Consider the following 24,946-nt stretch of genomic DNA (forward strand, 5'->3'; position numbering starts at 1 on the left):
ACTATTTTATGCTTAGAAACAAAATCGGAACGAACAGCTAAAAGGAGATCCGTGAAGAGGGATCTCCTTTTGCAATTCATTTATTAAACATTCACAAGCTCTTGTTCTTTCGTATATCGTAATACTGGTTGACGCGCCGCCTTTGTTTCGTCAAGACGGCTAATGACCGTCGTATGAGGTGCTTCTTGAACGATTTCAGGGTTCTCTTCAACTTCTTTAGCAATTTGAATCATCGCATCGATGAAAGAATCCAATGTCTCTTTTGACTCTGTTTCTGTTGGTTCAATCATCATTCCCTCTTCAACATTTAGCGGGAAGTAAATTGTTGGTGGATGGAATCCGAAATCGAGCAAGCGTTTTGCCATATCCAATGTACGTACACCCAATTTCTTTTGGCGACGTCCGGATAAAACAAATTCATGTTTACAATGTTGCGTATATGGAAGATCGAAATAAGGCTCCAGTCTTCGCATCATATAGTTCGCGTTTAACACAGCATATTCGGTAACGGCTTTCAAACCATCTGGACCCATTGAACGGATATACGTATACGCACGTAAATAAATACCGAAGTTTCCGTAGAACGGCTTCACTCGACCAATAGATTGAGGACGATCATATTCAAACGTATAACGATCGTCTTTTTTCACTAAAACCGGTTTTGGCAAGAACGCTGCTAAGTCTTTCTTGACACCAACTGGACCTGATCCTGGTCCACCACCGCCATGCGGTCCTGTGAACGTTTTATGCAAGTTCAAATGCACCGCATCAAAGCCCATGTCTCCTGGACGTGCTTTCGACATAACAGCATTTAAGTTCGCACCGTCATAATACAACTTGCCGCCAACCCCATGTACAATCTCTGCCATTGTAAGAATTTCCTCTTCAAATAAGCCTAGTGTATTCGGGTTTGTAAGCATTAATGCTGCCGTATCTGGTCCTACTTTAGACTTCAAGTCTTCAATATCGACGAGTCCGAGCTCATTAGACTTCACCGTAACAGTATCAAAACCTGCAACTGTTGCAGAAGCAGGATTTGTTCCGTGCGCGGAATCCGGAACAAGTACTTTCGTACGGTTGAATTCACCATTTGCTTCATGGAATGCACGGATCATCATGAGTGCTGTCCATTCTCCATGAGCACCTGCAGCTGGTTGAAGCGTCACTTCATCCATTCCTGTAATTTCTGATAAATGCTCCTGAAGGTCATACATGATTTCCATCGCACCTTGAACCGTAGATTCATCTTGCAATGGATGGATATGCGCAAAGCCTGCATAACGAGCTACCGCTTCGTTAATTTTCGGGTTGTATTTCATCGTACAAGATCCTAATGGATAAAAACCAGTATCTACACCATGGTTACGGTTTGACAATGCAGTATAGTGACGCATAATATCAAGCTCTGAAACTTCTGGTAGTTCAGCACTTTCTTCACGTAAAAATCCACTAGGCAAGTGACTGGAAAGATCGATTTCCGGCACATCAAGTGCAGGTAAACTGTAGCCTACACGACCTTCTTTTGTCATTTCAAAAATAAGCGGTTGGTTTTCCTTATGCATGAAGAGCCTCCAATTCCTGCACGAGTGCATCGATTTCTTCTTTCGTACGTTGCTCAGTTACTGCAATGAGCGCATGATTTGCAAGTTCTGGATAAGTTAACGCCAGATCGTATCCGCCAATGAATCCTTTGGTAAGCAATTTTTCATTCACTTCTTTGACGGGTTGTTGTAAATCTACAACAATTTCATTAAAGTGCGCACCCTTGAATGTTACAGTGAAGCCCGCTTGTTCAAATGCTTGTTTTGCATAAGCGGTTTTTGCGATGTTTTGATAAGCCATTTCCTTGACGCCGACTTTTCCAAGAGCTGTCATCGCTACGGACGCAGCGAGTGCATTCAATGCTTGGTTGGAACAAATATTAGACGTTGCTTTATCACGACGAATATGTTGTTCGCGCGCTTGAAGCGTCAATACATACCCTCTTCTACCTTGGTCATCAGTTGTTTCCCCTACTAATCTACCAGGTACTTTACGCATTAATTTCTTCGTTGTTGCAAAGAATCCACAATGTGGACCGCCAAATTGCTCTGAAATACCAAATGGTTGCGCATCCCCAACCGTAATATCTGCCCCCAGTTTACCTGGTGGTGTAAGGACACCTAATGCTAATGGGTTGGACGAAACGACGACCAATGCGCCTTTTTCATGCGTTAGCGTACTAACAGTTTGAAGATCCTCGATTTGACCGAAGAAGTTCGGGTATTGAACAAGAACTGCAGCTGTCTCCTCATCGACTAATTCCGCAAGTTTCTCCATGTCTGTCACGCCATTCTTTTGAGGAACCGTCACGACATCAATGAATTGACCCGAAGCATAAGCTTTCACAACATCTCTTGACTCAGGATGAACAGTTTCAGAAACGAGAATCTTCTTTCGCTTTGTATGACCTGCTGCCAAATTTCCAGCTTCCGCTAATGCTGTCCCTCCGTCATACATCGACGAGTTCGCTAAATCCATACCTGTCAATTCACAAATCATCGTTTGGAATTCAAAAATGGCTTGCAACTCACCTTGTGAAATTTCGGGTTGATAAGGTGTATACGCTGTGTAAAACTCTGAACGCGAAATGACATGATCGACAATGATTGGCTTGTAATGATCATATACACCAGCCCCTAGAAAAGATGCATATGTACGTGCATCTGCGTTTTTAGCAGCAATTTGTGCTAACTCTTTCGTTAACGCTGATTCGGATTTTGCAGGTTTAATGTTTAGTTCACCTTTAAATCGAACTTTTTCAGGAATATCTTCGAAAAGTTCATCAATTGTTGCAATACCAATTGCAGCTAGCATTTCATCCCGATCTGTTTCGGTCATAGGAAGATAACGATGCTTCATATCAACACTTCTCCTCTACTATCAATTATCGTTTATAAAATGGCGTGGAAATTACAACTGCCTTTAGTCTCTTATTACGAATCTCCACTTCGACTTCTGTTCCTTCTGCGGCATGCTCCGTGTTCAACAGCGCAAAACCAATATTCTTCTTCAAGGTAGGCGATTGGGTACCAGTCGTTACTTCGCCAACTTCTTGCTCACCGATGAATACTTTATAACCCGTCCGCGGAATGCCTTTATCAATCATTTCAAGACCAATCAGTTTTCGAGGGACGCCATTCTCTTTCTGAGCAGCTAGTGCAGCTTTTCCGTTAAAATCAGCCTCTTTGTTCAACTTCACCACAAAGCCGATGCCTGCTTCCAATGGTGAAATATCCTTTGACAATTCTTGTCCATAAAGCGGTAATCCTGCCTCAAACCGAAGCGTGTCACGCGCACCTAATCCAGCAGGTACGACTCCTTCTTCAGAACCTGCTTCTAAAATCGTAGACCACAAGGCGACAATCGCTTCATGGTTTCCATAGATTTCAAAACCGTCTTCACCTGTATAACCAGTGCGTGAAACGAGGACTTGGTGCCCTGCAACATCTACATTTTCTTTAAAACGGAAAAATTTAATGTCTTCAAGTGGTTCTTTTGTGAGTTTTTGCAAAACTTGCTGCGCTTTTGGCCCTTGAATAGCGATGAGTCCGTATTCATCTGAACGATCAGTAATTGTGACATCTTCTGTTACATGTTCATTCATCCATGCAACGTCCTTTTCAATGTTCGAAGCGTTCACGACAAGTAAATAGTCGTTTTCTTTTCTTTTATAAATGAGAAGATCGTCAACTGTACCACCATCGGGATAGCACATTGCAGTGTATTGCGCTTGACCGTCTTTCAATTTTGAAACATCATTTGTCACTAACTTTTGTAAAAATGGAAGCGCCCCTTCACCTTCTACAAACACTTCACCCATATGGGATACATCAAATAAGCCCGCATTCGTTCTTACAGCCTCGTGCTCAGCCTTGATGCTAGAGAATTGAACAGGCAATTCCCATCCACCAAAATCAATTGTTTTCCCGCCAAATTGTTGATACGTATCAAAAAGAGCGGTTCGTTTCAATATTTCTGTCACAGACGTCATCCTCCTTAATTTGAATAAAAAAAGACAGAGATCCCCTTATCGCTAAGAGAACCTCTGTCCGTGTACCTGAAAGTTTGACCTTACGGCTTTCCTCGTTGGTGGCCGATCTTCTCGGCACTCTCCAGAGATGCGTCCTGAATGAGTCTTTTTGCCTGAGAGATTCATAACTTCCGTTACTTGCTCCTTCGGCGACGCCTATGCGTGCTCTCCCCATCCAATCATCCGCCCATATTTACGTTCCAATGAAAATGTTTAAGATTCGGACAACAACATATGCTTTCGCCTTATATCTTAACATTTCAAAAACGTAAGCGCAATCCTTTTTCAAGTAATGTTTAAAACACGAACATTATTAACGATAAAATATTTATCGTTCGTTAATGAAGGGGAGGAACATATTTTTATGTGCTAATTGAACTTCCTCTTTTTTGTTAGGTTGATCACTAGAAAACATTCTGACGTATGCGGCTGTTAACAGCCATTCTTCCATCTACACCTTTCAGCCATTCTTCAATCTCAACACTTGGAACCCAATATATTGAGTAATATCATTGAGAGACCGATTCGTCGTTTCTACTCGTATGTGAGCACTTTGTAAATAAAGCGGCTTCCTTTTTAGAAAGAGCGCTTCTAAGTCTCCGCGAGAAGACCGTTGTACAATCGGTCTATTCGTATCGGTGGACACACGCCGCCAAATATCTCGAAATGTTGAATTCAAGTAAAAGACTAATCCAGTTTGCCGCATGATTTCCCTGTTTTCCGCACGCATAGCCACTCCACCACCCGTCGCGATAATGCAGAATTCATCAGGAAATTGACGAAGGAATTCTGTCTCCATTTCCCTGAACTTTGGTTCACCATACGTTTCAAAAATTTGCGGGATTGTCATTCCGGTCCTTGTAACGATTTCTGCATCCATATCATAGAAAGGGATATCTAACAACGTACTAAGCCGCTTACCGATTGCACTTTTACCACTACCCATGAATCCTACTAAATAGACCTTGTTCATAGAATTACCTTCCTAACTTCATCGTCTCTGTTGCCTGCTTATCGTAATAGATTTCAATCGAATCAAAAGTTCTATATATATTACTATGCCACGACACGAGTGTAAATAGAAAAAGGCTCACTGCAACTAGTAAAAGCAACGCAGCAGCCAATACTGTACCTCTTTCATTCCTGACGGAGTCCAATTGCAAATCTCCTCTCACGTATGCGTCCATCCAACATGGTCACTTCCATATGCAACTCTTCATCGTGGCGGGAAAAGATGACTTGAGCAACATTCGTATACATTGGAACATACCCTTGTTGGTTTACCGTCTTCCGAATTACAGCTCCCCTCTGACCGATTTCGATATCTCCTCTATTCGTTTTGAATACAATATCTCGGTCACCGACCAACACATTAAACGTTGAAACTTCTGCTAGCATCTCTTGTAACTCAATGGCGAACAACTCCCATTCAATCGCATAGTAATCAGCCATCTTACTCTCTACAGGCGTTTTCCACAAAAAGAAAAGAACGATAAAATGAACAAATATACAAAATATGACTAATTGAAAAATCGATTCAATGAGTGAATAGCCGGACTCCTGCTTCAACGTTAACCATCTAAACACTTCAAAAATTCCTTTTGAGCATCTGCGTGCGAAACGCAAATTGCATCCTCCGTAACACGCCAATTAAACGTAACGTCTGCAATCGCTACGATTCCCTGCGTCATTCCATACGACCGGTATAGAATTGCTGCATGATAAGCAGCTTCAGAAGCGTGCATCTCTTTCTTTTTACGCTCTAACTGTGCAGACATATTTGCGTACAGCGGGAGAAGCGTGCCAAAAATTACTACCACGATGACAAAGGCTAGGATTGATTCCGACCACGAATATCCATCTTCATTCCTCATAAACAAACACCCTTCCATGTTCCAATTGCAATGTTAGCCGTATATTTCCCGTCGATGTCCGCAAAATAATTGTTCCAAGTTTCGCAATCCGTCCGTTCGATTGGAATTCTATGGCACTAATCCTATTCCCCCCTGCCACCCATTTCATATCAGCGGGAAAATCCGTTGTCGAATATGTCGTTGTATGTGGGGTAAATAAACTATAGGACTTTCCAGAATTCCTAAATCTTACTGCAGTAGCAGTTTCATGGCCGATTGCATAGGCTTGTGCGTGGTGGATGGTGGCAATAAAAGCATCTACAGCTTCCTTTTCACTTTGTTCAGTAAACCAACGATTACCAACATAAAGAATCGTCATGGATACAATACCTACCACGCTAAGGACGAGTAACAACTCAAGGAAGGTAAAACCTCTCTCATTAGTTGTTTCCATTGCCTGCATTTGGTGCAGCAACTACTTTTCCATCCTCAATTGCAACACTTGTACCATCTGGGCATTTATTGTCAGGCAAATAACCATTTGTTACAAGTACTGAAATATCATTGATAGGATCTTTATGGTCAAGCAAATAAGCTTGTAACTGCCCTTGTGCCATCTTAATAAAAGCTTCGCACCCTTTCTGATCAATTGTACTGGAGTGCTTTGTGACGTTCGGTATGGCGATTAATACCAATACCGAAATGATAAGCAAGACGATCATCATTTAAAAGTGCTTTTTCAGGCATTTTCAGTCGTGGTGTTGAGGTTTAAAAATATGATATCATCAACGGTTTTCCATACAGTTGAATTGCTAGCACTTGCTGTCGTATTCCACTTTCGTGATTTTTATAGTGGTTGTGTAAAATAAAGACCACATATACGTTATTGGAATTGTGGTTTTAGAAGTATGCAACCACATTCAAAAAAGAACTTCTATTATATGTAGTTCTCTAAAACAGTGATAAAAAGCCACAAACTCTATTGAGTCGGTGGCTTTTTCGTTATTTTTTTAATGAACAGGATTCGTAAACTCCTTATCCAACTTCCTGGTTGCTAAACTTTTAGCAACTTCTTTATTTCTCGATGAGCCTTTTACCAGTATGTTTCTAAATGGTGGCATACCTTCATCATAAACATTAAGGTACACATCCCATCTTTTCTTAAACTTTAAAATCAGGTAGTCGACTGGTACACCATCTTTGATCATAATGCCAAGCTCGTGATCAATCGCATCAGTTCCAAAACTTTCATCATCGAATAATTTTTCCAGCTTAGACTTCATTCATTTTCACCCCTTTATGCCTTCATTCGACATATAGAGCGGAATACCTTCTTTATTTTCTAATATTTTAAACAAAACAAAAAACCACTCCAGAGAGTGGTCAGTCTATGCACTGTACATATATTATTTTTTCTACAGAAATTCGCTCGTCACCAAATGGATCGGCTAATACGATGAATTTATTATGTAAATCGATTCCATCAACAATCCCCTGATGTTGAATCATCTTGCCATCGTCCCACGTCTTTATAAGTGTTTCACATTTTCGCTTGTAAGCTCTTTCGCTTTCTTCTTGGATTGCTTCTAAGTCCCATTCAGTTAATTCGGGCTCCTCTGTTAATCCGTCTTCTGCAATCCAGTCTCTCAGTTCCGTTATGTGCTCAGGCAGCATCATTGCCGTCCATTTAATTCGGCCACGATCTTTGATGTCTCCTATTATCTTCATTAAATAGCCCTTCTTTCTTTTGGAGTTATTGGAACAAGTGCCAAAACGTTGTCGATTTTAAATGTTCGCTTTGACTTCCTTAGATGACAATATGCACGGAATGACGCTTCCCCAACCTGCAACACTTTGACTCTTCGCTTGCTCACAGAACCATCCTTCGCCATATACATCATATCCAATAACTCGCCAAATCTTACCGACTTCTCCAATGTTTTACGCACATTCGTTCCCCTCCTATAATTTTATTATACAGAACAAGCGTTCTTATGTAAAGAAAAAGAAAAGCATCTCTGTGAGAGATGCTTTTACAAGGTTAAACAGTAGCAAGTAATTCTTCATTAACAATACGTTTTGATTCAAATTCAAAACGCTCTTTGATCATGTCATTAATATATTTGTTTGTGTTGATGAATCGAAGATGATTTTTAATGTAATCGAAGCCAAAAGTGTTCATCAACTCAATTAGTGCTGTGTTTGTAAAACTTGATGTTAAACTATTAACACCTTTAAACGAAAGCACTACTGTCTCCCCACGTCTCAAGGCCACTTTCAATACATCTAAGATGACTTTCCCATCTTCGTTGGAGTAACAGCGTTCTACATGATCCAAGACATTGATCACCATACGAACTCCTCCTCTTCCTCGTATTTGTCCTCTTCTAGTAATATCTTTGTATCAATATTAATATCTAAAAAAGTCCCAGGATAGAACCCAGAAGAGACTTTTGACGACATTTCAATCTTATCATCCCCAAAATAGGTTTGCAATATTCCATATCCCGAATGTATATTTACTGTTCCATTAAGTCCTTTTACCACATTGCTTACTAGCGTGTGTAATCCTGCTCCCATATTTCTTGGAGTGGTTTTCGATGAAACACCTTGTTCAACGGCCAATTCTAAGGCTTCCCCATCGTTCACAGAAGAATTAATTTTACGGATGTTTTCTGGTATTCCAATACCAAAATCAGCAATACTAATTGTCACTTTGTTTTTGTTTGGAAAATGTTGTGCATAAATACATCCTATATTCTCAGAGGAATGATCTATGATGTTATTAAAAATTTCACCCATGCACATTTCTATATTTCCTAGGGTAGATTTTTTAACCCCTAAGCACATTGCAAGCCAAGGGATAAAACTGACTTCTAGCCACTGGTGGCTGTTTTCATAAGTAACTTTTTGTAACTTAATCGTGGTTGATCTAACCTGCGAGTTTTCTCGGAGCTTCTCGCCGGTATACATTAAAAAAAACTCAGAATCGTCAAGGTATTCAATAGGACACCATCTTGCCCGACCGTAAACTTCCGGCAGCATTATACTAGTATCGGTACCCTTTTTATATAGCCATTCAAACAAGTTCCCTAAAGTTGTAATCCCAGCCGGCTCAATAAATCCTAGGCTAGAAAAGTCAAAAGTTATTTCATTACTTTTCGGTAACTTATCATCATTGATAACCTGTGACATTAAATCATTTACGCAATTTCTATCGAGCCTGTACGGAAGAGTAATTTCCATAGTCTATTCCCCTTTTTATTTCTATGTCTCAGGAGTTTCTAAATCGTATAAACTATTATTGATTTGACACATATTACAAAAATAAACTCCCTAATATACCCTTCTCCATAGAAAGGAAAATACCTTCTTAAAATCGAAAAAATTATTACAGAATAAAAACTCGGACAAGTCCTGCAATTTAAACAAAATCAATATGTATGTCGAGAACCCACATTGAGTTGCACGAAACACAATTTACGTACCCAGAGACACGACTACCATACACAATGTTATCCAGTTTCATTCCCTTTTTTATACATCCAGGACACTTGCAACCACTAATCTCTTCAGTCAAAAACTCCAACAAATCTCGGCTACCGTCATAATTCACTTTAACAGTACACAAATCAGAACTACAAAAATCACATATTGGGAACTCATCTGGTTCCATCAACTCTACATCAGACTGACTGAACTGTTCATTACACTCCAAACAATAAACATTGCTCATTTTGTTCATCACAATATCCCCTCCCTTTTGGCTAAGTTCGACAAGTTGATGAGGAAGTCCTTCTATTTTTCAAACAAATAAAAAAAGCGCCCACATCCAATAAAGGACGGGGCGCTTTTACTCTTTCTACACTTTAATGTTTTAGGGAACATTTTACGAGAAAGTATATTAATACTATCATTGACTAATTTTTATTGCAAGTCAAAAATTATTTTACACGTTTCCCGCCATTTAATGCAGCACCTGCAATTGACGTTGCCAAAAACATGGCTTGGTCAAAGGTCATATTACCTTCTACGACATTTTTCTCGTGTTCAGCTGAAGAGAATACACCTTTTTCTCTTGCTAGTTTGTAGACCTTGGCCATCTCAGTTTTTTGCCATTGTGGTAGATTTAACGTTGCTTTCCCTTTATCGTTTGCCACTTGTACTTCACCTTCCTTTTTGTTTAGCTTGAAGTATGCTGCTAACCCATCGGCAATGGCATATCCTTGAGCTTTAAGTTTAGGAGAGTCACGCATTGCTTTAATATCAATTCGAGAGTCCATGAATCCAGCTTCGGTAAGTACTGCAGGCATCTTCGTTTCACGTGTCATGTGGAAATTTGCAGATTTAACACCGCGGTCACGCAGCCCCATCGCGGGAACGATGCGCGAATGGATTGCATTGGCGATAGCTTTAGATGCCGCGCTTGCCGTACCCGACTGGATATACGTCTCAACCCCTCCACCGCTGTGCCATCTGCCTGCTAATGCATTGTGGTGGATAGAAACAAGTACATCAGCCTTCCAACTGTTAGCCTTATCCGTGCGAGCTTTAAGCGATACATCAGTTTTACCTGTCGGATCGTCAAGGCGTCGGATATATACGCCTTCGTACGTAGACAACCGTTCGATGCAAGCAAGCAGTACTACATTATTAAATGACCACTCTCGTTCATCATCGGGGCTGCGCTTGCCTGGCGTGTTAATTCCGTGACCTGCATCGAGTGCTATTTTAATCATTTATTTCATCCCTTTCTTTTTGGCTCTTTGTACCGCATAGCCTGTTCGCTATCCTCCATACCAGCTGTTGTCGGGTCTACTACGACTCCCAAAATGACAAACAAAGCAAATACCGCATTGATAAACCCAGCAGCTTCTTCGCCAATAACGTCCGCTGCTAACTCGTAACCAAACCATCCTGCGACAATCTGTGCGACCAACAAAAAAGCTGGCACCATTGCCAGCCAGAAATACTTATTCTTTACTCTAACTTTCCAGTTGATTTTCATCCTTTTTTTCCTCCCTTTTTACTAATTGACGATGTAAAGCTTCGTTTTCCTTTAGCAATTCTTTTTTATCGATTCGATCGAGCATTGGATGCCTGGCCAGTCGATGATCCTTGCCTGATGGATCGCGATGCATTTTTTCCAATGCATTAAAAAGAACTGCCGGTATTGGCAGTCCCATTTGCGCACAATTTTCTAATACAGATAACCCTTCGTTGACAATAAAGAATGATGTAACACCTAAGATTATCAAGCTATTGGGATCTTGCCCCACCGACATGACCATATACTCAACTGCCGCAGCCATTCCAATCATAATAAATACACCTAACTTTTTAACGACACCAGCAAAGCCGATAGTGCTATCCCACGACTTCGTTACCCATGACCTCATAAGACCAGTAACAACGTCAAGAAGCATAAAGAACACGAGGACGACAACCGCTTCGTTAACTACGTCTATCAAATAAATAATGAAGCTTATCACAAGTGCTCCGATACCTTTAATACCTGTCATTTCCATCCGTGTCACCGGTACTCTCTCCCTTCTGCATTCAAGTACCCCCTTCCCTTTCTCTTTTTAGCCAAAATAACAATCAACATAGTCCTAGCTTCTATATTAAAGGTTCATTTTAAACAGACAGTCCCTTTCAACAACGCTTCAATAATAACTTCTTGCTCCATATTCTCATTTAACAGGCACATCACGGCTTCTTGTTGGGCGATAATCAATTCTTCTTGTGCTTGGTATAAATTCAGAAGAGATTGCTTCAAATCTTTTGTTGCTCCTTCGCCCTCCAAGCATGTCGACAAATCCACTTCACACACCTCCAGTCGATAAAACGACGGGGTGCGTTTCGACCTTTACTAGCCGTATAATTTTCAGCAACTTCTTCCAAAGTCCGATTGCATCAGCATGCTTGATAATCCCCCAGAAGCTCATTAATCGAACTCTCACATCCTCGGCTCGCATAAGGCTGCGTGAGAACGCTTTGACAAAGTATCGGCAAGCGCGCGTAATACGCTTCGCAGTTGTTGTCCTTACCTTGATATGCGTTGTCCATATGCGATAACCGACAAAGTCAATGCCACCGGAAGCAGGCGCAATAACAGTTTTATTGTTCAGCTGTAGCTTTAACTCAAAGCCGAGAAATAGCTCGACTTCTTCAAGAATTGACCGCAGTTCCTTTTTACATTTACCGACAATAAGAAAATCATCCATGTAGCGATACAACTTTTTGACACGCATTTCATGTTTGATGAACTGATCTGCGACATTCAAATAAACACCGGCTCGTAACTGTGATAACAAATCACCAATCGCCATGCCGATGCCGTCGACACGTTCCTGTTCATAGAAGTGATCACCTAAGGGAATACCAAACTTTTCACCATTCGCTTGACGTATGATGTTCAACAGATTCAGAAGCCGTTCATCTTTGAAAATTCTTCTATAAATCCTGTTTTCGACTTCGTGGTCCACTCGGTAGAAGAATTTACTGATATCCATTTTCAAATAATACGTCTTGCCTGGCTGTCGCTCTAATTTACGTAAATCGTTTTGAACGACTTTCACAGCTTGGTGAGCACCTTTTCCTTTACGACAAGCGTATGAATGCTCATGGAATCGTTTATTCAATATAGGCTCGATGATCTGATAGACCGCCCACTGTAACACCCTATCACGGAACGGAAGCGCCATGATCAATCTCTTTTTTGGAGAAAACACGAAAAACTCCCGATGCTTACTAATCTGGTATGTCCCCTCGATCAACTCCTTTTGAAGTTGTATCAAGTTCGACTCCAAGTTGTGCGAGAAACGCAATACATCGTGTCGATAACGCTTGTCTTTCCTTGCATTCAAGTAAGCTTGAAACAGATTTTCATAATCATGTATTTTTTCATATAACCCAGCAATTCTTTTCAATGCCTGACCCCTTTTCTCTCTTTTTAAAGGAGTGCGGACACGTATCACCTTTCGCTATATGCTACTAACTGATTAGCCGCAATAAATGTTTCGGCGCCATGCCGGGGAAGCCAATCCGTTTTCCTCGTCGCTGTCATGGAGCGCTATGCGCCCGATGCTTCGGGACGGGAGAACCGCGGAACGGAAGCCGATGTTCGAATTCACATTCGTGCGAGGGTTGTTGCCATTCGCGTAGAACACACCAGCATTCGAGCCATTCGTGTAATTGCCACCACGATACACGAAGCGAGAACCGATTCACAAAATTGACTGACTCCCCATGAAGCTATTTAGATGATGTAGACTTTATCCAGCCGCCGAGCATCTTGCCGATTTCATTCAGCAACTTGGACCATGTTTCGTATTTTCGAAACGGAAGGAATCCGAGTCCTTGTGCCAATCGGATAAGATGACGGAGATTGTCAAGCTCGATATCAATGTCTTGCAACGTCGTTTTTTTGAAGTATTTCTTATTCGCCCTAATGATCAGCCGAAGTAATTCATACATACTGCGTTTGATTTCTGCTGCAAGCGTGTGCCGCTCCGACTTCGGAAATTGACGCAAAGCTGAATACCCGTACTCGATCATGTCATAGGTTTTTTGAAGTATTTTCAAATCTTCATATTTCGACAACGAATATCCCCCTTAAATGCGAGGACCCGCTATCGCGAGTCCTTTCAGAACACAGTTCACAGATTTCAGTCCACGTACGCGGAACGGAAGCCGATGTTCGAAGACACATACGAGCGAGGGAGGAAGCCATCCGCGAAGAACACACCAGCAGAAGAGCCAGACGTGTAAAAGCCACCACGATACACGAAGCGAGAACCGATTCACAAAATTGACTGACTCCCCATGAAGCTATTTAGATGATGTAGACTTTATCCAGCCGCCGAGCATCTTGCCGATTTCATTCAGCAACTTGGACCATGTTTCGTATTTTCGAAACGGAAGGAATCCGAGTCCTTGTGCCAATCGGATAAGATGACGGAGATTGTCAAGCTCGATATCAATGTCTTGCAACGTCGTTTTTTTGAAGTATTTCTTATTCGCCCTAATGATCAGCCGAAGTAATTCATACATACTGCGTTTGATTTCTGCTGCAAGCGTGTGCCGCTCCGACTTCGGAAATTGACGCAAAGCTGAATACCCGTACTCGATCATGTCATAGGTTTTTTGAAGTATTTTCAAATCTTCATATTTCGACAACGAATATCCCCCTTAAATGCGAGGACCCGCTATCGCGAGTCCTTTCAGAACACAGTTCACAGATTTCAGTCCACGTACGCGGAACGGAAGCCGATGTTCGAAGACACATACGAGCGAGGGAGGAAGCCATCCGCGAAGAACACACCAGCAGAAGAGCCAGACGTGTAAAAGCCACCACGATACACGAAGCGAGAACCGCGGTTGTCGGCGTAGATGTAATCTCCACCATGCGATTCAGCATCCGCAGGAGCAAGTGCGTGATATTTGATTAACTCTGGAACGGTGTAGCCTGCTGCGCCCTTCATCGTTTCGATTGTGCGTCCCATCCCCGCAGTCATTTCTGTGACCCGGCGATTATTTAGGACCATTCCGCCCCCTTCGACATCAAAAAAGGCACCAGTTGCAATCCACTGTGCCAAATCGTCTTTCGGAGTTCTAAAATTATTGTCTTTATGGACATAAATTTGCCCTTCTTCGATTCGCAGGCCATCAACCCATTCAATAACGTTGCCGTTCAAGTCAAAAATACCGGCAGGCGTATGGTCATGACTCCATGTAGCTGGACCTGTTCCTGAAAGTGTCTTTAGCGTCCGGCCATCACCATCTTTTGTATCTGTAATGGCCGTCTCATGAGCTGCCGCATGATCGCGTCCATAATTGTTATTTCCACGTGGCATCGTACCGTTCTTCTTCGACCATAAAGCGATTGCAGCCCATTCCGCATTGGTCATCATGTGCCAACCCGGACCCTTCAATTCACAAGCCGCTTTCGAATTATCCCAGTTAATCGAGTGCGCAACTGCTTGTCCTGGTAACGAGTATGCACGGCCATCATGAATGACGTTCTGATATTTGGAAATCCAAATGCCATCCTTAACAACGCCATCAACGATAAATGCCGGATGCGGAGTGTTAGGCGCACCGTCGATGACATCAGCAAGGTTAAAGCGTGGCACCCACACCATAACTGATGGATTCCCCTTGTCATCGTACATCACCGTGTTCCGTCCGCCTGTCGCGGCTTCTACCGCTTGTCGATATGTGTCTTTAACTGATAGCAAAAATGGCATTATAGTGCTCCCCCTTCTTCAACTGGCTGTTCTGCGGGTATTTCTTCTCCGTATCCTTCCGGTAATGCCCACAAGCGTAATTCCACTTGTGTCACATCAAGAGGACGCACCACTCGTTTATACTGCATATTACCTTCTGTGTCCTCACCATCTGGCACCATTTCGTATTGGCGCGCCGGAATGACAATCGTCGCCACATACCAAGCCCCTAAGCCCTCGCGCATTGTTTTCAATTGATTGTCTAGGCAAACGTCAACAACATGTTGCACGTCTCTTTGCTTTGATTCAAGGTTGATGGAAACCTTGTTGTCGATGAATAACACTTTACCAGAAAGGTTAAACTTTACTTTCCTACCTTCATTAACATTCGTAATAATCAACAGGATTCACCCCTTCAATTTTATGCCGCGTTTGGATTAATTAAAGTCCATATAAAAGAGACCGACTTTGCCGAGCCCGTCATCCTTACTTTAAATCCGTTTTGCGTTTTGTCGTACACTTCTAAATTTCCAACGAGACCAGCATCTCCACTCACAATACTGAGTTGCACATCATAATTCGGCGCGTTCAGTTGTGCGAAGCCGCTTAATCCAATTTGCGTAAACGGATCCGCCGAACGGAAATAACCATTCGTGTTTTCGCTTGTAATTGTTCCTGAGCCTTGCAAAATTCTTTGTTTTTTGTACTTTTCCAGCTCTTGTCCGTTTAATCGAGCAAAATGCAAAGCTAATTGAGTAACGAGGCCGATGTCCAAGTGAGACAATTGAATCCCGTCTTCGATGTTGTTCATGTTCGTTTCATCTACTGGTGTACCTTCGACCATTACGAGGCCTGTTTGATCGTTGATCACCCTGTCTTCCCACAACGTGCGATCATAGTCTTTTCGCATGTTATCCCTCCTTTACAGAAAAACTAAATTCAAACAATCTACCTGTGTTTTTTTCATGTACCTCAGAACCTGTCAATTGAGCTAAAATGTTCCCATCCTTATCTTTAAGACGTACTCGTGTGACGGTTCCTACTGGATCTTTTGTAGTAAGGTATACATGTTTTTTCACTGTATTATCGGATACAATGCTTCTCCTAATCGCGATATTCCTTGTTGTTCCTCCGATTGTATAGTCGGCAGAAGCAACTTTTTGATCAATGTATTTCGCTAAATCTGACAACATGTACGCTGTTATAACTGCCATTAACTGACCCCTCCTGACCGAATTGTTCCGCAAGCATTAGGTCGATGGGAACCCTTTCTTTCTACTATACCTAATCCCATTGCGGCGTTTTGTGAATATGATTTCTGTTCCGTTTTCATTGCTATTTTCCCGAAAATCCCTAAGCCGGATTGGTTCGCAACTTCTGCAAGGACATCTGACACCTCAACGCGACCTATAGATGGCGTAACATTGAAAGGTCCTGCTCTTAATCCACTGGAGGGGATCGCCTTGTGAGTTCCATTTTGAGTTAAGAGGACAACAGGTAATTGCTTTTGTATTGCGAGACCTTTTCCGTTGTCGGGAAGGAATCGGACAACAGGTGCAATCGACATTTTTTCAGAGTCTAACAGATGCAGTTTTCCATTTAACTTAATGTAGTAGATTGCTTTTTGATGAGCGGGTTTGGTATCTTCGACAGCCTCGAACACCGCTTTTTTCAACGGCGTCCCTGCAGGTAGAATGATGTGAAATCTATATTTCCTATTTACCTCCCTCACTTCTGCACTACGATCAGGAACGTAACTATTAACGATTGAACGCATTCGGTTTCTTGTTATAGGAAAGTATTTATTTATCTCAAAAAGTATTTTGTGTACTCTTTGTTCAATTGTTAAATTCTCCGAAGAGTTATCGATTCCTAAAAGATCTTCCCAAAAACCAACTGTCCACGTTGCGTTTTGGGGGTACATTTCACGTTTTAGGTTTACTATAACATCGTTAATCTCTTGCATGGCTCGACCATTTGCTTCAAAAATCGCTAGCGATGTATCATCGTTATTGTAAATCGGAGTGACAGAGTTAAACATGTCACGACCGACTTCAGTCGTGATATTAGGAAGCACTTCCAATCACCTCGATACTTTCAACAATCGCCCGTTCTCCAATCTTTAAAGGGATATTTTCGGTGTTGCTGTTAATCAATAAATTGTCGTAATCAGATACACCGTTAGTATTAATGATGAGGGATCCAACTTTAGCGTATTGTACTAATAATTTGTCAGCTAAATATTTATTGATATTTGATTTAACATCATCAAGTACTTTTAGCGTTTCAAATCCTTCCGCGACAGTTAGCGACATCTTCAGATAAAGTAAAATTGGTGTCAAAGTGTCAACGGTGACAATTGAGCCTATCGGAGCAACACCCTCTCCCATTCCGTCGATCGGATCAATGTAATTCTTCACTGCAGTGATAAGCTCAGGACTAGCAATTCTGTTTTCAGAATCAGTCACTAATACCTTAACAGTGCCTTCTCCGTCCCAAAGCGGTATAGCAGTTGCATCACCGACTCCTGGAACTTCTTTCGCCCATCGTTCATAGTCTCCGCGCGAACCGCTCAAAGGCTTGTTTTGATTTCGTTGTAATATTCTTCCCCTTAGAGACTCATCGCTCTCTGAATCAAGACCGTCTTTTGTAGGTTCGTTGTTTATCAAGTCTGATATTCCCTCGATACCACTTTCAAGGTAACGTATAGATCCCGCTGGTACATTTGCAATAACGCCTGTCGAGAGGGATGTAATTGGAAGTATGACTGAGCCCGACACGTCAATAACACCTTCATCCGCCGTCACGAACCGTTGTGCCTCTTCATCTTCCCCACCTGCGGTCATTACCACAGTTCCCCGCGGGATTGTCGTACCGTTTGTTCCGACAAATGTAACATGACCAATCGAATGCGATGCTGGTTTCCGTACAACGCCAATTGGTTCGCCGTGCCATTCAAGATACTTACCAGTCGCAAACTGCGGGAACATCATCATGACAGTCAACGTTAGCTCATATTCAACTAATCGTGATTTGACCATGGCTGTAGGTTTAGTGTGATCCCAGTACATACCACCTTCCGATGTATCTATGTTTGGTGGCGCCATACGAATCATCGCTTCGTGCGTTTCTTCTTCGGTTGCTCTCAAATGCTCAGGCAGCAAGAATTCTTCCACTCAGCTCACCTCCCCTTTGTATTTCGACATAGTCTGTACTGTACACGCTCTCGAGTTTAAAGCTAATCCAACAGGAATCACCTTGCCAATCAAACGTAAAAGCATCGACTGAAACAGTTCGTTCATCGACCATAAGAGATTCTACAATTGTTCTCCTTATCTCGCTCTCTGCAATGGGTCGCGGGTAGTCTGATGTCGCAATCCGCTCAAACTCTACTCCGAAATCATCTGTGTATGCTGGGTATTTGTAGCGTTCGGTCAAGCAGCATTTGATTGCCCAAAAACGATATGCATCGATAGGATTACCTTTTACCGCCTTGCCTGTTCCTGTAACAACTAATTGCTGGTTGGCATAATCAAATTTATAAGCGTAAACTTCTTGCAAGGTTTCGACTTCTTCATCTGCCATCAAATCTGGGGCGTCAAACGATGGATAGAGTTGATTCACCACTTACATCACCTGCCCTACGACAACAAATGTGTGGCCATCTTCTATCGGGACACAAAGCACGCGATCACCAGGTCTTAGCAATAACTCCAATCGATAATCCTGCACAAAGGTGTCGTATTCTGCGTCCGGCTGTTGAAACAGATTAATTACCGGTTCTAATACCTCATACTCTTTTTCGGGTATCGGGCGATTAAATCCATCAATCAGTAAATTTAAATCGCCGTCCAGGGTACCTAACACGGGAAATCGAATGGCGTTGTTCGCCGCGCTTTTTGATGTATCGTTTAATATACCTGCTAACTCATTAACAAATGGATATCTCGCCATGCTCATCCCCCTCTCAGTTTTAATGTCATCATTCGGGACTGTGTATTCCTTGAAACACTTTCTACAATGCAATTACCGTTAATCGTCCCGGAATTAATCTTTATTAAGTCCCCTTTTCTAATCCAAGGAATATCCGGATGAGTGAGCGGACGATTAATTTCTGGAACACCCTTCTCTTTCAGTAATAGCTGTGCAGCCTTTTTGGCAGCGGACATACTGTCGAAGTTTGAACTGTAGAGGATGTCTTGTATCACACCATAGTTTGTGTTTCCTGTCACAGTAGAGCTGATTGCGGGGCGCTTGTCATTGTTCACCGGTTTCGTAATTGTCTTTTCGCGCTTTTCGCCTTTTGCCAACTTCTTCTTTTTCTTTGGCTTCGGTTTAGGCTCGTTGCCGTAAACTTTCACTTTCGTCACTAGATTTTCAATGCTTCTTTCATCAGAACTACTGTCAACCGTTAAATCGGTAAGTTCATAGATTTTTTTGTTTGTCCCCTCTTTCACAACTTCGAACTTGCCTTGTGTAGACCGAGGTATGAAATTCCCGCCACCCTTTTGCCTTGCCTCTTTAAGTCGCTCGCCAATCGTATCTCCGATATAACCGTTATACATTTTCCTGGCTAACGGCGTATTGGGGCCGTCTATTCTTCCAAGAGGTATACCTTGCTCTTTGGCAATTTGACGAATGCTTCCGCTCGCTGACATACCAGCAGGAAAGAAATAGTGTTCTTTTGAAATCATTGCATTGAATGACGGATCATATGCTGTAAATTCTACTGTGTGGTCATGCGCGATGGTCTTCCAACGCTTTACTGACCCTCTAAAAATTTCCTTCCAGCCATTCCCGTCAGTTGCTTCTAAGATGAGTCGCTTATCCAAAAAAACGTGCTGATGAATCCACCCATCAGCACGTTTCACATTTTTCATCCGGACGGTAATTTTTGCCGCCATTTCACCATCCATCTCATCATGCGAACATGAATCAACTAGACTCGTTATGTCGATTTTAGAGCCGTTAGGTGGCAGTAGTGTCAATTTGTAATCAACCTTTGTTAAGTCAATCATTTCAGCCACCCCGGAGGTATTGTAAGGACTTCTCCAACGTATATCCGATCTGGGTTGCCGCTTCTTAACTTTCCTTTATTGAGGTTCCAAAGCGCTGTCCACTTTATCCCTGCCCCTGTAAATCTACGGGCGATGCTCCACAGTGTATCGCCTTTCTTAACCGTATAAGTTTTGGGTTTTGGTTTTGTATCTCGTGAACTCTTTTTGCTTGGTGTGTTTGGCTTTACTTCTTTCACTGTAAAATCTCGGAACTCAGTAAGGGACAGCGTGTAGCGAATATCACCAAAACCATTCGGTTCACTTGGTTCGAAGGTGGACAAAAAGATGGGTATGTTCCAGTCAGAATCAGTTACGATGAACCTTAATTTTTTTCCTGTTGAACCTTTGGCTTCAGACCATTCCCTAATGACTCGAATTACTTCGTTAGGAGGTAGATCGTTTTCTCGATTAGGTATTGCAGTTTGAAGATTGCCTGGCAGCATGCCTTCCAAGGTGAATTTAATAGGTAGTCGACCTCTAGGCAACTCGATTGTACCTAATGCAATAGGATCGTATACGAGGAGTTTCGTTCCTATCTTCACCTGCATGCGCTCAGGAGGAACAGGAAGCACAAGTGCTTTGTTATTTACTGGATCAACGAACGAAAATTTCACTTCCTGCACCTCCTATGCATATCGATTCGTCAACGCTTCCCGCAATTGCGGGATCACTGCATTGCCAAACTCGTTGATAACAGCTTCAATAATACTTTCCGCGCTATCTGCACCACCACTTTCAATAGCGACGCTAACAGGACCAAAAGAGACTGATGTATTACCGCTAGCGGGAGAATGATTGACGGATGCTGTGCTTGAACTAGCAGTAGTATCAATTAGTGGCTCGACTAGCTTTCCGACCACTCCGCCATTCGCATACGCTTTAACGCCTAACATTCGTCCAGTGCGCTCATACAACTCCATCGCTCGATTCCGACGACCGCTAGATAGCGGGATAATCATTTCGGGACCAGCTTCCCCGACCAGACCGAGATGAGGACGATTGATGTAGCCGCCGTTTGCGTATTTGGTAGCAGAACCAGCCTGCTGACCTCGCTCTCGACCTTTGTTAAAACGATCTTTAACAATGTTAAAGCCGCTTTTTATGCCAGAAAGCGCTGTTCCAGCCCAGCCTTTAACCGTATCCCACTTACCGCTCCACCAATCTTTGCTGAAAAGCGTTGCGCTGATTTGACCTTTTGTTGCTTCCCAGACCGTCGAGAAGGTGTTCCACTTTTCCGAAGTCCAACCTTTTACATAATCCCAACGACCGTTCCACCAATCTCCACTGAACAGTGTATTTCCAATTGCTAATTTCGATGTTTCCCAGATTTCGTTTGCAGACTCCCACTTCTCTGAAGTCCATCCTTTCACGTCATCCCATTTGCTACCCCACCATTCACCGCTAAATAGCGTAGATTCAAGGTAGCCGAAAACGAAGCCTGCTTGTTCAGACCACCAGCCGCCGTTAAAAATCGTGCTGTTGGCAACGCTTTTTACATTTTCCCACTTACCACTCCACCACTCACCGCTAAATAATGAGGAAGACAACGTCTCTTTTGCTTCTGAAAACTTAGTGCCAATCCAACTAGCTGCTTCCGACGCTTTTTCTTTGACGGTATCCCAGTTGTTGCCGATCCATTCGCCGCCGAAGGCTCCTCCAATTCCACCAATTAAACCACCAGCCGCTCCCCCGATCGCGGTACCAACGCCAGGAACTACAGAACCTAATGCCGCTCCTAGAATAGCTCCACCTTTCGCACCCGCAAGACCACCGGCTACACCGCCAACCACACCCGGTCTATCTTCTGCAGACGCCGAACCGATAGCTAATGCACCAAGAAGTGTTCCTAATACAGGAACTCTTCGAAGGAGTTTGCTTCCTGGCGCCGTTCCGCCACTAGCCGCCTTGCCACCTAACCACTTAGGAATCCAACTTCCACGAGGTTTTGCATGACGAGCAGATCTTGATGCTACCCCTTGATAAACCTGAACGTCTTTTGCTGAGATGAATTTGCCGTCTTTTTGATGCCATCTACCTTGGTTGTCTTGATAAGCTCCTTTGGGCATTCCGGCAGACTTGGCAGCACGACTAGATTGGATTTTATCGTAACCACCTTTTACTTTACTGCCACCCCATTTAGCTGCTCTACCGACAGCCCCACCTACTCGCAAAAATGGGGATAGTATCATACTGCCTGCAGCTCCTGCTAGCATAGTAGCTGTAAGCGCTCCACCGATCGACCCCGCAGAGGGATCTTTAAATGCATCTTTCCACAAATCTCCGATTGAGCTTACCCCTTCTTTAATGCCTAAAACAATGCCATCGAATATTGCCTTTCCAATGGACAATCCTGTGTCGGATGCCCACGGCTTACCGGATGACTCCCACCATGAGCTTACCCCCGGTTTTCCTCTATCAGTCCACCATTGATTGATGTCGCTCATGATAAAATCAATCTTTCCTTTAAAATCAAGACTCATGAAGTCATCATTATCTAGGTATCTGCTACGAATAAACTTGAAACCTGTTTCTAATCGAGAGAAAACAAATTCGGATGCTTGCCTACCGTGTCTTTCCATCGTGCTTTTCCAACGTCCCCAAGTCTCTTGGTTGTCTGCCAACCATTGATTTATTGCATCAAGGCGAGGCTTCATGGGATCAAGGAATCCTGTCCCGAATGAACGGAATATGGAAGATCGGTATCCTTTTAAAGTACTAATAATACCCGCACTAGTTTCCGAGAGTTTTCGTGCTCCACCATCAAACTTTTTCGCGAGTTGCTCGATAACTCCCGAATAACCAATTTTGTCAAATTCTTTTTTTGAGACTTTCACGTTAAACTCTTTCAAACGCTCCATTTCGCCCATTTGGGCATCAGCTAAACTTTCCATAGCATCCGAAACAGTTTTACCTGGTGTTAACGCAGCCATGTCTGAAGCCAACCTAAGCAAATCTTGCGCTTGTTTTACATCACCATTAGAAACACCTATCCCTCTTGTAAGAGCAGGGAATAAATCGACAGAGCTGAAAGGCGTGGTGTCAGCGAATTGCCCCATCCATGTAACGAGCTCCTTCGCTTGCTTGACGTTACCGTTCAACCAGTGCGTCATGGAAACTTCATATTCCTCAAAACTCATGGCCGCTCCCACAGTTGCATCCTTTAACTTATTCACGCCGACATAAGTGAGGGCAATCGTGATCACACTAGGTATGCTAGTAATCATGCGACCTACACCTCTGATTGTGCTGGATGCCATATCAAGGGCGCGAAGTGTGAATCTGTAGTTTCGATTTGCGACTCGGTTAACAAAACCAGATATCTGTGATACAACTTTCGAAGCTCGATCAGCCGCGCTCACTGTCAGTTGCCACTTGGAAGCAGTCAGTGAGTGGAGTCGCTCTCTAGTGGTCCGCATGCCCTGTTGAAACTTCGTTACATCCTTTTCCGTTTTTTTAACGGATTTACCGAGGGTATTGGGACCTTTCGCCGCGCTCTCTGCTGTTTTCTTAAAGCTCTCGACATCCTTCTTCGCTTCGTTAAGTCCTGCAGAATAGTCATCTTTTGTTTCAATAGGGATTTCAATTCTGTACACTTCGCGTGCCATTCACTCACCTCCCTTTTCCAAATATGTTCGATAACTCTTTGCGTTCTTTATTTTCTTTGTCCAATTGCAAAATGGTTGATTCGAAAACGAATCTCTGAATCTCATCAGATTTTCCTAGAATTTCATCCGGCGTCCTGCCGGTGCGTTGAAATATTTCGTGCAGGAGAGTTACTCGTCCTCCTGCACCGATGAGTTTTTTATCAAATCGCTGCTTTCAGTACCGAAACCGGATAGTTCATCTATTTTTTCAATGATTGCCGATTTCTCTCCAGCTTTTAATACTTTATCAATCAAGTCGATACCATTAAGAACGTTTAGTTGGTTCCATGCCTGCTTGTTATTCCAAAGCTTTTTGCGGTCTTCTGCTAGCGTCGCATGATAAATGAGCGAGGAACGGAAACGTGTTACGTTTGTTTCTTCAGCTACCTTAACGCCGCCGAGATTCTTAGCCTTTTTGAACTTAGTTGCTTGATCTTGTAAGTCGTTGTATTCCTTTTCGGATAGTCCGCGAATATCGAAAGAAAAGAACTTTTTTCCGTTACGAATGATTTCAATTGTTGCGGTGTCTTCCTGGTTATCTTCATAAGCACCTAAAAGACCGCGAAGGAAATCTTCCTCCACGGCCAACAATTCTTCTTGATTCATTTTTTCTTCTGCCATCTTTTACCCCTCCGATTATGCAGCATCTGTGCGAAGCACGCCTGTAAAGTTTAGGATTGCACCTTTTGACCGATCACGAAGACCTGTTAAAGCTTTCTGCAAAAGCACCGCATCGCGAACAATAGTCTCTGTAAATGTTAACGTCAATGTATAGCTTGTCGGAATAGCCCACGTAATCTTCTTACCAGCAGGATTATAGTCGGTGTTCGTAAAGTTCACTGCCATTTGCCACGTATTGACTTCCGCTAAAAAATTTCCGTTTTCGTCGTAAAGCTCTCCGTCTTTACCTGTTAAAATGTTGCGAGGATCAAACTCGCCAGCGTCGAGCGCTTCTTGAATCTCAGGTGGTAAATTTGCGCGAAACGTCCACTCACGGCTAAGCACTTCGCCTGGTGTTACGTTTGCCAAAGTGACATCACCATCAGGTACACAACTACGGAATATATAGCGTCCATTACTCATCCTTTTT

Annotated in this window: 34 protein-coding genes and 2 riboswitches; all 34 genes read right to left on the reverse strand. The window is 42.8% G+C overall.

Annotation, left to right across the window (positions count from 1 at the left end):
* Positions 1-83 precede the first annotated feature (83 nt).
* Positions 84-1,562, reverse strand: a complete 1,479-nt coding sequence (gene gcvPB, locus ACVHUV_RS14170; RefSeq protein WP_462085023.1) for an aminomethyl-transferring glycine dehydrogenase subunit GcvPB — start codon at positions 1,560-1,562, stop codon at positions 84-86.
* Entirely contained in the window at positions 1,555-2,901 is a 1,347-nt protein-coding gene (gene gcvPA, locus ACVHUV_RS14175) for an aminomethyl-transferring glycine dehydrogenase subunit GcvPA (protein ID WP_462085024.1), read from the reverse strand. The genes gcvPB and gcvPA overlap by 8 nt, the downstream gene beginning before the upstream one ends.
* A gap of 25 nt (positions 2,902-2,926) precedes the next feature.
* Positions 2,927-4,033 (reverse strand): glycine cleavage system aminomethyltransferase GcvT, encoded by a 1,107-nt coding sequence (gene gcvT / locus ACVHUV_RS14180; protein WP_462085025.1) that lies wholly within the window; start codon positions 4,031-4,033, stop codon positions 2,927-2,929.
* Positions 4,034-4,083: 50 nt separating this feature from the next.
* Positions 4,084-4,162: riboswitch (glycine riboswitch) on the reverse strand.
* 1 nt (position 4,163) lies between these two features.
* A riboswitch (glycine riboswitch) is annotated at positions 4,164-4,255 on the reverse strand.
* 277 nt (positions 4,256-4,532) lie between these two features.
* Complete coding sequence (locus ACVHUV_RS14185) at positions 4,533-5,045, reverse strand: shikimate kinase (protein WP_462085026.1); 513 nt, start codon at positions 5,043-5,045, stop codon at positions 4,533-4,535.
* A 4-nt stretch (positions 5,046-5,049) separates the two neighbouring features.
* Positions 5,050-5,229 (reverse strand): hypothetical protein, encoded by a 180-nt coding sequence (locus ACVHUV_RS14190; protein WP_317942039.1) that lies wholly within the window; start codon positions 5,227-5,229, stop codon positions 5,050-5,052.
* Positions 5,210-5,659 (reverse strand): competence type IV pilus minor pilin ComGF, encoded by a 450-nt coding sequence (gene comGF, locus ACVHUV_RS14195; RefSeq protein WP_462085027.1) that lies wholly within the window; start codon positions 5,657-5,659, stop codon positions 5,210-5,212. Before comGF ends, ACVHUV_RS14190 begins: the two co-directional genes overlap by 20 nt.
* Positions 5,644-5,946 (reverse strand): hypothetical protein, encoded by a 303-nt coding sequence (locus ACVHUV_RS14200; protein WP_462085028.1) that lies wholly within the window; start codon positions 5,944-5,946, stop codon positions 5,644-5,646. Before ACVHUV_RS14200 ends, comGF begins: the two co-directional genes overlap by 16 nt.
* Positions 5,936-6,400, reverse strand: coding sequence for a competence type IV pilus minor pilin ComGD (comGD, locus tag ACVHUV_RS14205; protein ID WP_462085029.1), 465 nt, complete (start codon positions 6,398-6,400; stop codon positions 5,936-5,938). The genes ACVHUV_RS14200 and comGD overlap by 11 nt, the downstream gene beginning before the upstream one ends.
* Positions 6,366-6,650, reverse strand: coding sequence for a competence type IV pilus major pilin ComGC (gene comGC / locus ACVHUV_RS14210; protein WP_462085030.1), 285 nt, complete (start codon positions 6,648-6,650; stop codon positions 6,366-6,368). Before comGC ends, comGD begins: the two co-directional genes overlap by 35 nt.
* A gap of 285 nt (positions 6,651-6,935) precedes the next feature.
* Positions 6,936-7,208, reverse strand: coding sequence for a hypothetical protein (locus tag ACVHUV_RS14215; RefSeq protein WP_462085031.1), 273 nt, complete (start codon positions 7,206-7,208; stop codon positions 6,936-6,938).
* A gap of 100 nt (positions 7,209-7,308) precedes the next feature.
* Entirely contained in the window at positions 7,309-7,653 is a 345-nt protein-coding gene (locus ACVHUV_RS14220) for a YolD-like family protein (RefSeq protein ID WP_462085032.1), read from the reverse strand.
* Positions 7,653-7,874 carry a transcriptional regulator gene (locus ACVHUV_RS14225; RefSeq protein WP_462085033.1) on the reverse strand — a complete coding sequence of 74 codons (222 nt, stop codon included), beginning with the start codon at positions 7,872-7,874 and terminating at the stop codon, positions 7,653-7,655. The genes ACVHUV_RS14220 and ACVHUV_RS14225 overlap by 1 nt, the downstream gene beginning before the upstream one ends.
* Before the next feature lie 92 nt (positions 7,875-7,966).
* Positions 7,967-8,278 carry an STAS-like domain-containing protein gene (locus ACVHUV_RS14230; protein WP_462085034.1) on the reverse strand — a complete coding sequence of 104 codons (312 nt, stop codon included), beginning with the start codon at positions 8,276-8,278 and terminating at the stop codon, positions 7,967-7,969.
* Positions 8,272-9,171: an ATP-binding protein gene (locus ACVHUV_RS14235; RefSeq protein WP_462085035.1), complete on the reverse strand. Its 900-nt coding sequence runs from the start codon at positions 9,169-9,171 to the stop codon at positions 8,272-8,274. The genes ACVHUV_RS14230 and ACVHUV_RS14235 overlap by 7 nt, the downstream gene beginning before the upstream one ends.
* A gap of 698 nt (positions 9,172-9,869) precedes the next feature.
* On the reverse strand, positions 9,870-10,664 hold the full coding sequence (locus ACVHUV_RS14240; protein ID WP_462085036.1) for an N-acetylmuramoyl-L-alanine amidase family protein: 795 nt from the start codon (positions 10,662-10,664) through the stop codon (positions 9,870-9,872).
* 5 nt (positions 10,665-10,669) lie between these two features.
* Positions 10,670-10,933, reverse strand: a complete 264-nt coding sequence (locus ACVHUV_RS14245) for a phage holin (protein WP_462085037.1) — start codon at positions 10,931-10,933, stop codon at positions 10,670-10,672.
* Complete coding sequence (locus ACVHUV_RS14250; RefSeq protein ID WP_462086919.1) at positions 10,911-11,453, reverse strand: phage holin family protein; 543 nt, start codon at positions 11,451-11,453, stop codon at positions 10,911-10,913. The genes ACVHUV_RS14245 and ACVHUV_RS14250 overlap by 23 nt, the downstream gene beginning before the upstream one ends.
* Positions 11,454-11,557: 104 nt before the next feature.
* The gene (locus ACVHUV_RS14255) at positions 11,558-11,749 is read right to left on the reverse strand and encodes a hypothetical protein (protein ID WP_462085038.1); all 192 of its coding nucleotides are present in this window, start codon (positions 11,747-11,749) and stop codon (positions 11,558-11,560) included.
* A gap of 1 nt (position 11,750) precedes the next feature.
* Positions 11,751-12,857, reverse strand: a complete 1,107-nt coding sequence (locus ACVHUV_RS14260; RefSeq protein WP_462085039.1) for a reverse transcriptase domain-containing protein — start codon at positions 12,855-12,857, stop codon at positions 11,751-11,753.
* Between the two features lie 325 nt (positions 12,858-13,182).
* Positions 13,183-13,530, reverse strand: a complete 348-nt coding sequence (gene avd, locus ACVHUV_RS14265) for a diversity-generating retroelement protein Avd (RefSeq protein ID WP_462085040.1) — start codon at positions 13,528-13,530, stop codon at positions 13,183-13,185.
* Between the two features lie 228 nt (positions 13,531-13,758).
* Entirely contained in the window at positions 13,759-14,106 is a 348-nt protein-coding gene (avd, locus tag ACVHUV_RS14270; protein WP_462085040.1) for a diversity-generating retroelement protein Avd, read from the reverse strand.
* 65 nt (positions 14,107-14,171) lie between these two features.
* Complete coding sequence (locus ACVHUV_RS14275) at positions 14,172-15,176, reverse strand: formylglycine-generating enzyme family protein (protein ID WP_462085041.1); 1,005 nt, start codon at positions 15,174-15,176, stop codon at positions 14,172-14,174.
* On the reverse strand, positions 15,176-15,556 hold the full coding sequence (locus ACVHUV_RS14280) for an AAA family ATPase (RefSeq protein WP_462085042.1): 381 nt from the start codon (positions 15,554-15,556) through the stop codon (positions 15,176-15,178). Before ACVHUV_RS14280 ends, ACVHUV_RS14275 begins: the two co-directional genes overlap by 1 nt.
* Before the next feature lie 20 nt (positions 15,557-15,576).
* Positions 15,577-16,065, reverse strand: coding sequence for a signal transduction protein (locus ACVHUV_RS14285; RefSeq protein WP_462085043.1), 489 nt, complete (start codon positions 16,063-16,065; stop codon positions 15,577-15,579).
* Position 16,066: 1 nt separating this feature from the next.
* Positions 16,067-16,369, reverse strand: coding sequence for a hypothetical protein (locus ACVHUV_RS14290; RefSeq protein WP_462085044.1), 303 nt, complete (start codon positions 16,367-16,369; stop codon positions 16,067-16,069).
* On the reverse strand, positions 16,369-17,232 hold the full coding sequence (locus ACVHUV_RS14295) for a putative phage tail protein (protein WP_462085045.1): 864 nt from the start codon (positions 17,230-17,232) through the stop codon (positions 16,369-16,371). The genes ACVHUV_RS14290 and ACVHUV_RS14295 overlap by 1 nt, the downstream gene beginning before the upstream one ends.
* Positions 17,222-18,331, reverse strand: a complete 1,110-nt coding sequence (locus ACVHUV_RS14300; RefSeq protein WP_462085046.1) for a baseplate J/gp47 family protein — start codon at positions 18,329-18,331, stop codon at positions 17,222-17,224. The genes ACVHUV_RS14295 and ACVHUV_RS14300 overlap by 11 nt, the downstream gene beginning before the upstream one ends.
* Complete coding sequence (locus ACVHUV_RS14305; protein WP_462085047.1) at positions 18,309-18,779, reverse strand: DUF2634 domain-containing protein; 471 nt, start codon at positions 18,777-18,779, stop codon at positions 18,309-18,311. The genes ACVHUV_RS14300 and ACVHUV_RS14305 overlap by 23 nt, the downstream gene beginning before the upstream one ends.
* Positions 18,780-18,782: 3 nt before the next feature.
* Positions 18,783-19,109 (reverse strand): hypothetical protein, encoded by a 327-nt coding sequence (locus tag ACVHUV_RS14310; RefSeq protein WP_462085048.1) that lies wholly within the window; start codon positions 19,107-19,109, stop codon positions 18,783-18,785.
* Between the two features lie 2 nt (positions 19,110-19,111).
* Positions 19,112-20,173, reverse strand: coding sequence for an XkdQ/YqbQ family protein (locus tag ACVHUV_RS14315; RefSeq protein WP_462085049.1), 1,062 nt, complete (start codon positions 20,171-20,173; stop codon positions 19,112-19,114).
* Positions 20,170-20,826, reverse strand: a complete 657-nt coding sequence (locus ACVHUV_RS14320; protein ID WP_462085050.1) for a LysM peptidoglycan-binding domain-containing protein — start codon at positions 20,824-20,826, stop codon at positions 20,170-20,172. The genes ACVHUV_RS14315 and ACVHUV_RS14320 overlap by 4 nt, the downstream gene beginning before the upstream one ends.
* A 12-nt stretch (positions 20,827-20,838) precedes the next feature.
* Positions 20,839-23,817, reverse strand: a complete 2,979-nt coding sequence (locus tag ACVHUV_RS14325) for a lysozyme family protein (RefSeq protein WP_462085051.1) — start codon at positions 23,815-23,817, stop codon at positions 20,839-20,841.
* 168 nt (positions 23,818-23,985) lie between these two features.
* Positions 23,986-24,477 (reverse strand): phage tail assembly chaperone, encoded by a 492-nt coding sequence (locus ACVHUV_RS14330; RefSeq protein WP_462085052.1) that lies wholly within the window; start codon positions 24,475-24,477, stop codon positions 23,986-23,988.
* A 15-nt stretch (positions 24,478-24,492) separates the two neighbouring features.
* Complete coding sequence (locus ACVHUV_RS14335; protein WP_462085053.1) at positions 24,493-24,939, reverse strand: endoglucanase; 447 nt, start codon at positions 24,937-24,939, stop codon at positions 24,493-24,495.
* Positions 24,940-24,946 lie beyond the last annotated feature (7 nt).

This window comes from Sporosarcina saromensis (genome assembly GCF_054901285.1).